Raw genomic sequence first — 13851 nt, 5'->3', positions numbered from 1 at the left:
ATGAACTTCACAAATCTTCAGATTCAAACAGAAAACTTACCAAAAGTTGAAGGTCTTGTATTAAAACCCATTTCAAAATCATATTTTAAAATTATTATGCTCAATAAACTTGCCATCTATGCAGGTTTAATTGGATTAGTATTTGGTTTAAAGTATGTTATTGAAAAAAAGGAAGAGGTTCAACTTAATTTATATTACATGCTATCTGCTGTAGTAGTGTTCTGTATTTTTAATTTCATAGTAAGTTTATTAGCATTTAAAAAACGAAAATACGCTATGCGTGAGCACGATGTAGTGTATGCTAAAGGATTAATAGTTCACTCAATAACTACCGTTCCGATATCTAGAATTCAACATGTTGAAGAATCTCGAAGTTGGTTAGCAAGATATTTCGGATTATCTACACTTAAAATTTTCACAGCAGGAGAAGCAGGTAGCGATTTAAGCATTAAAGGGTTGCCACATCTTGAAGCGAAACAGATGAAGGAAATAATTAGCGACAAGGTTAATGGAAACAACTGATTTTTCACAACCTATAAGGCAATCTTCAAAAGGTATTATTATCATTTTTGCATTTAATACCTTTAATTTTTTTAAAAAGTTTTTTGTGCTTTTTATTGCTTTTGGTGTTTCAATAATGCGACGAAAAACGTTTGGTGGTATAACACCAACAATGATGTTGTTGGGCTTAGTCGCAGTTCTTATTATAATATTGATAATAGCGATTCTAAAATATCTCAACTTTAAGTTTTATCTCAATAAAGACGATTTTCATTTAGCTACAGGCATTATAAATAAGGATAATACCATCATTCCGAAGTCTAAAATTCAGAATGTATATATCAAACAAAATTTTTTACAACAGCTAATAAATGTGGTTTCTGTTAAAATTGAAACTGCAGGAGATAAAAAATCTGAAATTGAAATTAGTGCTTTAGATAAACCAACGGCTTTATTATTAAAGAAGAAATTATTCACTAAAGCAACGATTGAAAACGATCAAGAAGAATATATTGATGATACAGAAGTGTTTTTTAAAGTCACGCCAAAACGTTTGCTATTAGAGGGTTTGTCTCAGAATCATTTTAAGAGTTTTTTGCTGATATTCACTTTTGCATTTGGACTTTATAATGAATTTAAAGATTTTTTAGAAGCATTAGAATTAGAAAAGCATATTGATGATTTTGTAAAATTAGATGAACACACTATTTTAAACTTAATAATCACCAATGTTATTATTGTTGTTGTGGTGATTTTAATTTCCTTTTTGTTTTCAGTGGTAAAAACGTTTATCATTAATTTTAATTTGGAGGTAGTAGAACATCAAAAAACCATTGAAATTAATAAAGGCCTTTTTAATAAAGTATCCTTGAGTTTAACTCCAAGCCGCATTCAGAATTTAGTAATTACAACCAACCGTGTAAAACAATATTTTAATCTACATAGCTTATCTGTAAAACAAGCCATGGTTAATGTAAAGCAACAAAAGAATTTTAAAATTGTTGCTTTAGAAAAAGAGCAACTAAATTATCTCGTAAATAAACTTTTAATAACATATAATGGTGAAGGAGAACCTGGAAAACCACGACCTTATTTCATGCGAATTTCTGCCTTAGAAATGCTTGTTTTTGGTATTGTTATTAACGGTTTATCTGTGTTCTTTTTTGGTGTTCAAATGTTATTGATTAATACCATTTTTATTCCTTTTGCAGTACTGTATGTTTATTTTGCTTTTAAAAAGGCGTATTATATAATTTCAGACGATTTTGTGACCATTGGGAGCGGAGTGATTGATACCACAACTAATATTTTGGAGATTCATAAAATTCAAGCAGTAAAGATAAAACAGACCATTTTTCAAAATCGAAGACGTATTGCATCCGTTGTAATTTCCACAGCATCTAAATCGGTTACAATTCCTTATGTTTCGAAATCAGAAGCTTTAGCTATTTATAATTTCTTATTATTTAAGGTGGAATCTCAAGATAAAGATTGGATGTAAAATTGTACTTTTGTTCTTATAAAAAAGAGATAATTATGTTAGTTGATTTTAACACTTTGCCAGAAGAATCTAGAGTATGGATTTACCAATCTAATCGTTCGTTTTCAGACGAAGAATTAGAGCAACTGAAAACACAATTAGATACATTTATAGAGGCTTGGACTGCTCACGGAAAAGATTTAAAAGCGGGTTATAAGTTAGTGTATAAGCGATTTATTGTGATAGCTATGGATCAAAGTTTAAATAATGCAACAGGTTGTTCTATAGATTCTTCAGTTAACTTTATACAACAATTAGAGCAGCAATATAATGTAGATCTAATGGATAAAATGAATGTGTCTTATAAACAAGGTGAGTTTATTGCTTATAAACCACTGATTGATTTCAAAAAAATGGCACAACAAAAATCAGTATCTAAAAACACTATTGTATTTAATAACCTAGTAACCAATATTGCAGAATTTAATGAAAATTGGGAAGTACCTGCTAGCGAAAGCTGGCATAGTAGATTTATTAAATAGAAGGTTAACGTTACGAATTATATAGACTTTACAGGTTATTATTATATAATTCGCAGTCTAAATAATTTTTATATATCAAATAGAATCTTGATTTTTACAATTATAAAAGTATAAATCAGTAACTGTGGCTACAGACATTTTCTTATTAAATATTTCAGGACAAGATAAACCAGGATTAACTTCAAGCTTAACGGGAGTATTAGCAGAATACGATGCTAAAGTTTTAGATATTGGTCAAGCTAATATTCACGATACCTTATCTCTAGGTATTATGTTTGAAATTAAATCTGGAAAAAAATCAGCAGCAGTTCTCAAAGATTTATTGTTTAAAGCTTATGAGCTTGGTATCACAGCTAAATTTTCAACAATTTCACTTCAAGATTATGAAGATTGGGTAAATCTGCAAGGGAAGAATCGTTATATCGTTACTATTTTAGGCGAGAAATTGACTGCAGAACAAATTTCGGAAGTCACTAAAATAATTTCAGCAAGAAACTTAAATATCGATTCTATAAAGCGATTAACTGGTCGTACATCTTTAGTTAAAAAAGTAGAATATCCAAGAGCATCAATTCAATTATCAATAAGAGGAGAAATAAAAGATAAGTCTGATTTTACTCAAAAAATATTGGATATATCTAAGGAGTTAGATGTTGATATTGCTTTTCAAGAAGATAATATTTTTAGAAGAAATAGACGTTTGGTTTGTTTTGATATGGATTCTACACTAATTCAGACAGAAGTTATTGATGAGTTAGCAGAATTAGCTGGTGTTGGAGAGAAAGTGAAAGCAATTACAGAATCTGCTATGCAAGGTGAAATTGATTTTCAGGAGAGTTTTAAACAACGTATGAAACTTTTAGAAGGTCTAAGTGAATCTGTGTTACAAGAAGTTGCAGAACGCTTGCCAATTACTAAAGGAGCAAAACGCTTAATCGATACGTTACATTATTATGGCTTTAAAACAGCTATTTTATCTGGTGGTTTTACATATTTTGGTCATTATCTTCAGGAAAAATTAGATATTGATTACGTCTACGCTAATCAATTAGAAATTAAAGATGGTGTTTTAACAGGTGGCTATCTTGGTGATATTGTAGATGGTAGTAAAAAAGCAGAATATTTACAATTGTTAGCTGATAATATGGGTATTGATATTAGTCAAACCATTGCTGTTGGTGATGGTGCAAATGATTTGCAAATGTTAAATCTAGCTGGTTTAGGTATTGCTTTTCATGCAAAACCTAAAGTAAAAGACAATGCACAAAGCTCTATTTCTAGCATAGGATTAGATGGCGTATTGTATTTGTTGGGTTATCACGATCGTCAGATTGATTTGTTGCAATAATTGTAAATACTTCCATTTCATGTTAATGTGTTTGTAATTTATTGTAATTTTATACGACTTTAAGTATCAGTTATCAAAATGAAATTATGAAAATCAAACTCTTTATTATAGTTTTTGCGTTTATGTCTATACAATCGTATTCGCAAAATTGGCAAACTGATTTTGAAACTTCTAAACAATTAGCTTCAGATGAAGATAAAATAATTGTTCTCGTTTTTCAAGGCTCAGATTGGTGTGCGCCTTGTATTAAATTAGATAGAGAAATTTGGAGTACGCAAGAATTTAAAGACTTAGCAAGCGATAAATTTATAATGCTTCAAGCTGATTTTCCAAGACGAAAAAACAATAAACTATCTGCTGAGCAACAAGAACACAATAACAAATTAGCCGAGACATATAATAAAAACGGTTATTTTCCATTTGTTGTAGTTTTAGATTCTGAAGGAAATCAACTAGGAAGTTTAGGTTACGAAAAAATAACACCTACAAAGTATTTTGAAAAAATAGTGTCTTTTGAAAACTAAACTTTTCATATTAAGTGTTTTTATCAGTGCCTTTGGTTTTAGCCAAGAAGTGTACACAAAAACACTAAAATTAATGGGAAGTCGGTTTGATATTTCTGTCGTAGCCTCAGATTCTATTGATGGACATAAGTATATTACATCTGCAATAGATGAGATTACAAGAATAGAAAATCTCATTTCTTCTTGGGATTCTAAATCGCAAACATCTTTAATTAACAATTCTGCAGGAATTACGCCTGTAAAAGTAGACTTAGAATTATTTCAATTAATTGAGCGTGCTTTAAAAATTTCAAAGTTAACCGATGGTGCATTTGATATTAGTTATGCTTCAATGGATAAAATTTGGAAATTTGATGGTTCAATGACCACTATGCCTTCAGAAGAAGCGATTAAAAAATCTGTAGAGAAAGTGGGTTATGAAAACATTATTTTAGATGCAGCTAACCAAACGGTCTTTTTAAAGTTAAAAGGCATGAAAATAGGCTTTGGAGCTATTGGTAAAGGCTATGCTGCGGATAAGGCCAAAGCATTACTTATTAATCAAGGTGTTTCTGCAGGAATTATTAATGCGTCTGGTGATTTAAATACTTGGGGAACTCAGCCTAACGGTAAGGATTGGATGGTTGCTATTGTAAATCCACTCAATAAAGAAAAAGTGTTTTCTTGGATGCCTGTAAAGAATAGTGCTGTTGTAACGTCTGGTAATTATGAAAAATATATTAGATTTAATAATATCTTATATACACATATTATTGATCCAAGAACAGGTTATCCTGCTACAGGGATTTTAAGTGTTACTATTTTCACACAAAATGCAGAATTAGCTGATGCTTTAGCGACTTCAGTTTTTGTAATGGGTGAAGAAGCTGGTTTAGATTTTATAAATCAATTAAAAGGAGTGGAGTGCATTATTGTTAATAAAGACAATAAAATTGTATCTTCATCACAAATAGAATTGCAAAACAAAGAGTAGATATGAAAAAGGTATTAATTATAGCATTGCTAACAGCATCGCTCACCTCTTGTGTGGCTGTTAAGGAATACGAAAAAGTAAATTTGAGTGATCCAGACATGACTTTGGCTCAGAAAAAATTAGATCGCTTTGAAACAAGTTATCAAGTTTATCGTGAAGCTGCGTCTGGCGCAAATGGAGGAAAGTCAGGTGGTGGTTGTGGTTGTAATTAATAATTGAAAGACTAATGAAAAATATACTCGTTTTACTTTTATTAACTGCATTTGGTTTTTTAAATGCTCAGCAAGATTCAACAACAGTTTATAAAAAAAGAGTTTTAGAAACTACTGAGGTTGATTTTTTAAGTACATATTATGCTCAAGACGGAAACAATGCATCGGTAACAGGAGGTATAGGTACTGAGGAATTGACAGATTTAACAGGTACAATTGTAGTGAGTATTCCTTTGAGTGCAGATAATGTGCTTACTATAGATGCTGGTTTTTCTGCTTATACTTCTGCATCGTCGAGTAATGGGAATCCTTTTGACATTTCGGGAGCTTCTGGTGAAGATGACGATGACGACGACGATGATGATGATAGAGATTCAGCTTCAAATAGAATAGGAAGTCCTTGGGTAACTTCTACTGGTGCTTCTGCTTCAGATACTTGGGTTAATTTGGGCGTGGATTATTCACATAGTTCAGACGATAGAAATACAATTTGGAATGCAGATGCTTCATTTTCTAGAGAATATGATTATAGTTCTATTGGCTTTGGAGGTGGATTAACTAAACTGTTTAATGAAAAAAACACCACTTTAGGTGTCAGCGGAAAAGTTTATTTAGATACTTGGAATCCAATTTATCCAACAGAATTAAAGGCGTATAGCGATGTTAATGGAAATTTAAATGATGGATTTTTTTACGGAGTATCCATAATAGATCAAGAAGGCAATGATTCTACAGAATGGAGTCCTATTAATGGATTTCAATCTATAAATGACAAAGCAAGAAATTCGTATTCAGTATCCTTAAGCTTTTCACAAATATTAAGTAAAAATGCGCAATTCTCTGTCTTTTTAGATGTTGTAAAGCAAGATGGTTGGTTAGGAAATCCATTACAACGTGTTTATTTTTCTGATGTAGATAATTATTATATTGGTAATGCTAATAGTATTTCAAATTATACATCTTCAAGTAATAAAGATGTATTTCATTTAGCAGACGATATTGAACGATTACCTTCTAGTAGATTTAAAGTGCCCTTTGGTTTCAGATTAAATTATTATTTGAATGAGACTTTTGTGCTGAGAACGTATTATAGATTTTACTCAGATGATTGGGGAATTCAGTCGCACACCTTTAATTTAGAAGTGCCTATTAAGATTTCTCCAAAATTCACATTATATCCTTCGTATAGATATTATAATCAAACAGAATCGGATTACTTTGCACCTTATGATTCTCATTTATCAACAGATGAGTTTTATACATCAGACTATGATTTGTCTAAATTTAATGCAAGTCAATATGGTTTTGGCATTAGTTATACCGATATTTTTACTAAAACTCACATTTGGAAATATGGCTTAAAAACTATCGATTTTAAATACAATAATTATCAACGCAATACAGGATTAAGTGCTAATTACGTTGGCATCGGATTTAAATTTGTACAAGATTAACGGTTAAAACTTCTTTATAATTCTATCTTAAAGTCTTTTTACTTCCTTTGAAATATGCTAATTTGGCACAATATTCGTTATCATCTAAATAACGATAAATTGATATATTATAAAGTCGAATTATTTTTTCTTTTTATTTAGATAGATCACACCCATAAACGATAAAAGATTGCTAATGCGTTACCTTGCCCTTATTCTTATTTTTAGCTGTTTGCAGTTCAGTTTTGCTCAAGATCATGCTAAAAACCCACTTCAAACCAAAGATTCTATCCAACAGAAAAAATGGGTAGATGATTTGTTTAATTCTCTTTCAATTGAAGAACGCATAGGCCAACTTTTTATGGTTCAGGTATTTTCTGACAAAGGGAAAGCTCATGAGAGTGAAATAGCCAAATTAATTACAGAACAACACATAGGTGGTTTAATCTATTCTAATGGTGGACCAGTACGTCAAGCAAAATTAAATAACACCTTGCAAGCGGCTTCTAAGATTCCTTTATTAATAGGTATGGACGCAGAATGGGGTTTGAGTATGCGACTAGATTCTACGTATGCTTTTCCTTGGAATATGACGCTTGGTGCAATTACAGATAATGATTTAGTAGAACAAACAGGAAGACAAATAGGTGAGCATTGTAAGCGATTAGGCGTGCATTTTAATTTTGCTCCTGCAGTAGATATAAATACCAATCCTAAAAACCCAATTATTGGTAATCGTTCTTTTGGTGAAGATAGAGATAACGTTACTGAAAAAGGATTAGCGTTTATGAAAGGGATGCAAAGTGCTGGGACTCTAGCAAATGCTAAGCATTTTCCTGGTCATGGCGATACAGAAGAAGATTCGCATTTAAAATTGCCTACTATAAATTTTAGTGCAGAACGAATTGATTCTGTAGAGTTGTATCCTTATAGAAAATTGATTAAACAAGGTTTAGCAAGTGTAATGGTTGCACATTTAAACGTGCCGAGTTTAGAGAAGAGAAGAGGGTTTCCGTCATCATTATCTAAACATATTGTTACGGATATTTTAAAAGAACAATTAGGTTTTAATGGTTTAATATTCACTGATGCCTTAACGATGAAAGGTGCTGCTGATTATGTTGAAAAAGGAGTAGATGGTACAAGAACGAAGAGTATTGTACAAGGAGGTGAAATTGATTTGATGGCTTTTTTAGCAGGAAATGATGTAATGCTAATGTCTGAAGATCCAGAAAAAGGTATAGCTAAATTTGTTGAAGCTTATAATAATGGTGTTATCACTGAAGAACGACTAGCGCATTCTGTTAAGAAAATATTGATGGCTAAGTATAAAGTAGGTTTAAATAATTATTCACCTATAGGAATCTATGATTTAGAAAAAGATTTAAACAGGCTTAAAGATGATTTGCTGTATGAAGAGCTTATTGAAAATGCAATTACTGTGGTTAAAAACAGTAATTCCTTATTGCCATTACGAGATTTGCAGACTAAGAAAATTGCCTATGTTTCTTTAGGAGACGATGAAGGTTCCGCGTTTTTAGAGGAATTAAAAAAATATGCTAAAGTTCATGAGATAAGAGCAGATAAGCTTGACGAGATTATAGAGAAGCTTCATAATTATAATACTGTTGTTATTGGCTTTCATAAATCAAATGCAAATCCTTGGAAAAGCTTCAAATTTTCGCAAAAGGAAATGGCTTGGTTGTACGAAATAGCAAGAACAAATACTGTTGTTTTAGATGTGTTTGCAAGGCCATATGCCTTAGATGATTTACTTTCTATAAATAATATTGAAAGTATTGTAATGAGTTATCAGAATAGTGAAATCTCGCAAGAAAAATCAGCACAACTTCTTTTTGGTGCAATTCCAGCAAAAGGAAAATTACCAGTGAGTACAGGAGAATACTTTCCGGTTGGTACAGGTGAAACTTATAATGCATTACTAAATTTAAGTTATGGTTTACCAGAACGTGTTGGTATGGATTCAAAATTATTGAGCAGAATAGATTCTATAGCAAATCTTGCCGTAGATGGTAAAATGACACCAGGAATACAGTTGTTAGTTGCTAGAAAAGGTAAAGTGATTTACAATAAAAACTTTGGTTACCATACTTACGAAAAGAAAAATAAAGTAGATTTTAATGATGTTTACGATGTGGCATCATTAACAAAAATCTTAGCGACACTGCCTGTTTTAATGGAATTAGAGGAAAAAGGGGCTTTGTCACTCGATGATAAATTGAGCAAATTAATGCCAGAGTATAAAAACACCAATAAGAAGAATGTTACCTTAAAGAAAATGTTGTCTCATTATGCACAGCTAAAACCTTGGATTCCTTTTTATTATGCCACTTTAGATACGGTAACCAAGAAACCAGATCCTAAATATTATAGAGCAACTAGAACTAAAGGTTTTGATGTAGAAGTAACTAATACGCTATTTATGCGTAATGATTATAAAGATTCAATACAGAAAATTATTAGAGACAGCGAATTGCTATCTACCTTGCGTTATCGCTATAGTGATTTGCCTTATTATATTCTTAAAAATTATCTTGAAGGGTTCTATGATAAGCCTTTAAGTGAAATTACTGAAGATCGTTTTTATAAGTCTTTAGGAGCAAATTATACCACATACAATCCACGTAATAAATTCAGTTTAAAAGATATTGTACCTACAGAGATAGATGATTATTACCGTTATAAAAAAGTACATGGTTATGTGCATGATATGGGAGCCGCTATGCAAGGTGGAATAGGTGGTCATGCAGGTGTTTTTAGCAACGCTAATGATGTCGCCAAAATAATGCAGATGTATTTACAAAAAGGATTCTATGGTGGTAAACGCTATCTAAAAAGTGAAACTATAGATAAGTTTAATCATTGTTATTATTGTGAAAGTGATAACAGAAGAGGTATAGGTTTTGATAAACCTCAGTTAGGTGAAGCTGGTCCAACTTGTGGATGTCTTTCAATGACTAGTTTTGGACATTCAGGTTTTACTGGTACTTATGCTTGGGCAGACCCAGAAGAAGAAATTGTTTATGTCTTTTTAGCTAACAGAACCTATCCGCAAGCTGGTAAAAACTTACTACTACGAGAAAATATTAGAACCGAGATTCAGCGTTTAATTTATGAGGCAATCATAGATTAGGTATTTAACATTGAAAGTTAAAAAGTCTTAAAGTTAAAGTCAAACTTATTCTAAAAAACTAACTTTAGAAATTGAAATAAAGTAATATTATTATTTAATAGCTAAGAAAGGAATTTCAATACATTTCGACTACATGGCAGTATTGAATTTTTATCAGGTATTAAATTTTAAAATATTTAAAGCATTTACATGAAAATAGGAATAGTATGTTACCCAACATTTGGAGGTAGTGGTGTTGTTGCCACGGAATTAGGTTTAGAGCTTTCAAAACGTGGACACGAGATTCATTTTATAACCTATAGTCAGCCTGTACGTTTAGAATTATTGAGTAGTAATGTGCATTTCCATGAAGTTCATGTTCCTGAATATCCTTTATTTCATTATCAGCCTTACGAACTAGCTTTATCAAGTAAGCTTGTAGATATGGTTAAATTGTATGGTATAGAACTATTACATGTACATTATGCCATTCCTCACGCTTATGCAGCTTATATGGCACAACAAATGCTTAAAGATGAAGGTATCTCTATACCTATTGTAACGACGTTGCATGGCACAGATATTACTTTAGTAGGTAGTCATCCGTTTTATAAACCTGCAGTAACCTTTAGTATTAATAAATCTGATGCAGTTACTTCTGTTTCAGAAAGTTTAAAAAAGGATACTTTACGTTTGTTTGATATTAAAAAAGAGATTCATGTTGTTCCAAATTTTATCGATTTAGAGAAGCAAGAACATAATTTTACTGATTGTCAACGTGGAATGTTGGCAGATGAGAATGAACGCATCATAACTCATATTAGTAATTTTAGAGAAGTGAAACGAATTCCAGATGTGATTAAAATTTTCTATAACATCCAAAAAGAGTTACCAGCAAAATTAATGCTAGTAGGTGAAGGTCCTGAAAAAGAAGGAGCAGAACTATTAGTTGAGGAGTTGGGGATTTCTGATCGTGTGGTATTTTTAGGTAATAGTAATGAAATTGACAGAATATTATGTTTTAGCGATTTGTTTTTATTACCATCAAAAACCGAAAGTTTTGGTTTAGCTGCACTTGAAGCTATGGCAAGCGGAGTTCCTGTTATTTCTACAAATACAGGAGGCTTATCTGAAGTAAATGAAGATGGCTTTTCGGGTTACTTAAGTGATGTTGGTGATGTAAAAGACATGTCTGAGAACGCTATAAAAATCTTATCTAATACAGATACTTTAAATAGTTTTAAAGCGAACGCAAAAGCACAATCTAAGAAATTCGATTTAAGAAATATAGTACCAATGTATGAGGCTATTTATGAAGAAACTCTAAAGAAATTTTTAGTTCATTAATTCGTTTTAGCTTTTAGATATTTTTATAAGAACGATTTAATCAGTTTTTTATACTTCAGTTTAATTACCACATCTCGCTAACTTCCTCTTTAATGTAGGCAAGCGCTGCATTACTCGGAGCTGGTTTTTCCATTAACTCTGTTAAAACAACCTCTCTTAGTTTACTTGCAGAGTCTGTATTCTCTTGCATTGTAGCTTTTCTAATCAATTGTATAGTGGCATTTTTTGCAGCTTGTGTTATAGACCAACATTGGTCGCTAACATAAATTTGTTGCGATAAATTATGCTCAAACTCTTGCTCAATAGTTGCAATAAGTAAAGCCTCATAATCTTCTTTATTTGAAGATGTTGGGTTTACTCTTGTTAACAATTTTGATGGAGAAATCCTTTCTAAAAAAAGTGCCATACGCTCATAGGCTTGTAAGCGCAGTGGAAACGTTTCTTTTTGCAAATCTTTCTGCAATAAAAAGCGTCTTCTGCTATTTTCATTTTGTATGTGCTGCTGAAAGAAATAATATGCAATTGCTCCAACGATAGCTGCTGGTGCAATGCTGAAAAGAAGTTCTATAATTTTATCAATATCCATTAAAGCTGTTTTTTTGAGTTAAGATTATTTTGTTATTCGTTAAGAGATTTAGACCCGTTAAAGTAAATTCAATCACGAATCTGTAAAGTTAATTTATTTTAAAGATTTTGAAAAATTTAAATATGAAATCAAAATATAAAAAAACAACAATTGTAATTGTTATAATAGTGTTTGTTATACTATTTCTAAGTCTTTTAGTAAACTATTTTTTAGAACGTAAAATCGGCACTTTCATTAATACTAAATTAGATTCTACCAAAATAGAATATACATCTATTGATGTTAACGTATGGACAGGAAATTTAGTCGTTACTTCTCCAACAGTATTTTTAGCAGGACAAACCACCAATAAAACGATTCTAAATGCCAAATTAAAGTCTATTGAAATCAATGATATTGGTTACTGGGATTTGCTTTTTAACGATAAAATTTCTGTTGAATCTGTTGTAGTAAATCAGCTTGTGGCAAAATATTTACACAATCCAATAGTTAAGAAGGATGACTATAAAAGTGGACTTTTAGATAAGATAGAACAAGTGATTGATATCAAAAAAATAAAAATTAATAACGCAGATATTTTAATAAGTGATTACGATACCGATTCTACTGTTTTAAGCATTCCAAAATTTAATTTTGAATTAAAGGACTTTCAAATCAATCCGAAAGCCTCAACACTAAATAAGAAATTTATCTACTCAGATTTTAATTTAACCGCAAAAAATCTAAAATGGGTAATTAACGAATTTGATAATTTATTTTCAGATTCAATAGTTATCACCAGTAATAGCGCAACTTTTAAGGACTTTAAATTAAAAACTAAATATAATAAAAATCAATATTCAAAAATTTTAAAAACTGAACGCGATCATTTTAAGCTAGGCATAAAAGAAGTGAAAATTTCTGATATGGATTTTGGGTTTAACAGTGGTGGTCAATTCTATTTTAAGTCTAATTATGTTCATTTTAATTTACCAGAAGCAGAAATATATAGAGATAAATTAGTAGCAGATGATTTTTCATACAAGCCACTATATGGAACTATGCTCAGAGATTTAAAGTTTAATTTAGGGCTAAATTTAGTTGAAATATCTCAAGGTAAAATTTCCTATTTAGAAAAAGTAAAATTAGATAAGCCGGCTGGAAGACTAGATTTTATAAACCTAGATGCCACAATTACTAATTTAGGAAATACAAATGGGAATGCAGATACGTCTATAAAAGTAAATTCTACTTTCATGGAGAATTCATCGTTAGAGGTAAACTGGAATTTTAAAGTAGCGGACACAACAGATCAATTTGTATTTAAGGGAGATCTAGGTTGGTTTAAGGCAGCCCAAATGGATCAATTTACCCAGCCCAATCTTAATGTGGATTTAAATGGTGAGTTAAAACAGACCTATTTCACTATAAGTGGAAACCCAAGAACATCTCGTATAGATCTAAAAATAAAGTACGATGATTTTGAAATTTCAATTCTGAAAAAAAATGAGAAAGAAAGGAATAAGTTTTTATCAACTATAGCGAATCTATTTGTTTCGGAAGATAGTGAAGAAGAAAAAAGGAATTTTAGATATGGACAAGCAGACACCATTGAACGGGATACAACTAAGTCTGTTTTTAATTTTATTTGGTTAAATCTAAAAGGTGGTTTGCGCTCTTCTTTAATAGGTGATGGAGAGAAAGTAAATTGATTGAAATCAATCGATTGAAACATTGTTTAAAATTTATCGCCTTTCAATTCGGAAAACCATAAGACTATCCGTAATTTTACA

Annotated in this window: 12 protein-coding genes; 11 read left to right on the top strand and 1 reads right to left on the bottom strand. The window is 31.0% G+C overall.

Annotated features, from left to right (window positions below; genetic code table 11):
- The 10 genes from DFQ10_RS11365 (at window position 1) to bshA (ending at window position 11493) form a co-directional block, all read left to right on the top strand.
- A complete protein-coding gene (locus DFQ10_RS11365; protein WP_115817551.1) occupies window positions 1-522 on the top strand; it encodes a PH domain-containing protein in 522 nt (173 codons plus the stop codon).
- On the top strand, window positions 509-2002 hold the full coding sequence (locus DFQ10_RS11360) for a PH domain-containing protein (RefSeq protein ID WP_115817550.1): 1494 nt from the start codon (window positions 509-511) through the stop codon (window positions 2000-2002). The genes DFQ10_RS11365 and DFQ10_RS11360 overlap by 14 nt, the downstream gene beginning before the upstream one ends.
- Window positions 2003-2037: 35 nt before the next feature.
- Window positions 2038-2523: an ABC transporter ATPase gene (locus DFQ10_RS11355; RefSeq protein WP_115817549.1), complete on the top strand. Its 486-nt coding sequence runs from the start codon at window positions 2038-2040 to the stop codon at window positions 2521-2523.
- 124 nt (window positions 2524-2647) lie between these two features.
- Window positions 2648-3871 carry a phosphoserine phosphatase SerB gene (gene serB, locus DFQ10_RS11350; RefSeq protein ID WP_115817548.1) on the top strand — a complete coding sequence of 408 codons (1224 nt, stop codon included), beginning with the start codon at window positions 2648-2650 and terminating at the stop codon, window positions 3869-3871.
- Window positions 3872-3957: 86 nt separating this feature from the next.
- Window positions 3958-4395: a thioredoxin family protein gene (locus tag DFQ10_RS11345; protein ID WP_115817547.1), complete on the top strand. Its 438-nt coding sequence runs from the start codon at window positions 3958-3960 to the stop codon at window positions 4393-4395.
- Window positions 4385-5368 carry an FAD:protein FMN transferase gene (locus DFQ10_RS11340; RefSeq protein WP_245940695.1) on the top strand — a complete coding sequence of 328 codons (984 nt, stop codon included), beginning with the start codon at window positions 4385-4387 and terminating at the stop codon, window positions 5366-5368. The genes DFQ10_RS11345 and DFQ10_RS11340 overlap by 11 nt, the downstream gene beginning before the upstream one ends.
- 2 nt (window positions 5369-5370) lie before the next feature.
- Window positions 5371-5580, top strand: coding sequence for a DUF4266 domain-containing protein (locus DFQ10_RS11335; RefSeq protein ID WP_115817546.1), 210 nt, complete (start codon window positions 5371-5373; stop codon window positions 5578-5580).
- A gap of 14 nt (window positions 5581-5594) precedes the next feature.
- Window positions 5595-7034, top strand: coding sequence for a DUF3570 domain-containing protein (locus DFQ10_RS11330; protein WP_115817545.1), 1440 nt, complete (start codon window positions 5595-5597; stop codon window positions 7032-7034).
- A 175-nt stretch (window positions 7035-7209) separates the two neighbouring features.
- Window positions 7210-10167 carry a glycoside hydrolase family 3 N-terminal domain-containing protein gene (locus DFQ10_RS11325; protein WP_115817544.1) on the top strand — a complete coding sequence of 986 codons (2958 nt, stop codon included), beginning with the start codon at window positions 7210-7212 and terminating at the stop codon, window positions 10165-10167.
- 189 nt (window positions 10168-10356) lie between these two features.
- Window positions 10357-11493 (top strand): N-acetyl-alpha-D-glucosaminyl L-malate synthase BshA, encoded by a 1137-nt coding sequence (bshA, locus tag DFQ10_RS11320; RefSeq protein ID WP_115817543.1) that lies wholly within the window; start codon window positions 10357-10359, stop codon window positions 11491-11493.
- Window positions 11494-11557: 64 nt separating this feature from the next.
- On the opposite strand, the gene DFQ10_RS11315 is transcribed toward bshA, so the two are convergent.
- Window positions 11558-12079 carry a DUF7935 family protein gene (locus DFQ10_RS11315; protein WP_115817542.1) on the bottom strand — a complete coding sequence of 174 codons (522 nt, stop codon included), beginning with the start codon at window positions 12077-12079 and terminating at the stop codon, window positions 11558-11560.
- A gap of 122 nt (window positions 12080-12201) precedes the next feature.
- Here DFQ10_RS11315 and DFQ10_RS11310 point away from each other — a divergent pair, with 122 nt between their 5' ends.
- Window positions 12202-13770 carry a hypothetical protein gene (locus tag DFQ10_RS11310; RefSeq protein ID WP_115817541.1) on the top strand — a complete coding sequence of 523 codons (1569 nt, stop codon included), beginning with the start codon at window positions 12202-12204 and terminating at the stop codon, window positions 13768-13770.
- The last annotated feature ends 81 nt before the right edge of the window (window positions 13771-13851 follow it).

Source organism: Winogradskyella eximia (genome assembly GCF_003386165.1).
Classification (GTDB): Bacteria; Bacteroidota; Bacteroidia; order Flavobacteriales; family Flavobacteriaceae; genus Winogradskyella; species Winogradskyella eximia.
This window is presented reverse-complemented; position numbering and strand designations above follow the sequence as displayed.

Excerpts from the sequence above, each read along its gene's own strand:
- DFQ10_RS11345 (WP_115817547.1), top strand. The coding sequence starts at position 3,958 with ATGAAAATCAAACTCTTTATTATAGTTTTTGCGTTTATGTCTATACAA.
- DFQ10_RS11330 (WP_115817545.1), top strand. The coding sequence starts at position 5,595 with ATGAAAAATATACTCGTTTTACTTTTATTAACTGCATTTGGTTTTTTA.
- DFQ10_RS11310 (WP_115817541.1), top strand. The coding sequence starts at position 12,202 with ATGAAATCAAAATATAAAAAAACAACAATTGTAATTGTTATAATAGTG.
- DFQ10_RS11315 (WP_115817542.1), bottom strand. The coding sequence starts at position 12,079 with ATGGATATTGATAAAATTATAGAACTTCTTTTCAGCATTGCACCAGCA.
- DFQ10_RS11365 (WP_115817551.1), top strand. The coding sequence starts at position 1 with ATGAACTTCACAAATCTTCAGATTCAAACAGAAAACTTACCAAAAGTT.
- DFQ10_RS11335 (WP_115817546.1), top strand. The coding sequence starts at position 5,371 with ATGAAAAAGGTATTAATTATAGCATTGCTAACAGCATCGCTCACCTCT.
- DFQ10_RS11355 (WP_115817549.1), top strand. The coding sequence starts at position 2,038 with ATGTTAGTTGATTTTAACACTTTGCCAGAAGAATCTAGAGTATGGATT.
- DFQ10_RS11360 (WP_115817550.1), top strand. The coding sequence starts at position 509 with ATGGAAACAACTGATTTTTCACAACCTATAAGGCAATCTTCAAAAGGT.
- DFQ10_RS11325 (WP_115817544.1), top strand. The coding sequence starts at position 7,210 with ATGCGTTACCTTGCCCTTATTCTTATTTTTAGCTGTTTGCAGTTCAGT.
- bshA (WP_115817543.1), top strand. The coding sequence starts at position 10,357 with ATGAAAATAGGAATAGTATGTTACCCAACATTTGGAGGTAGTGGTGTT.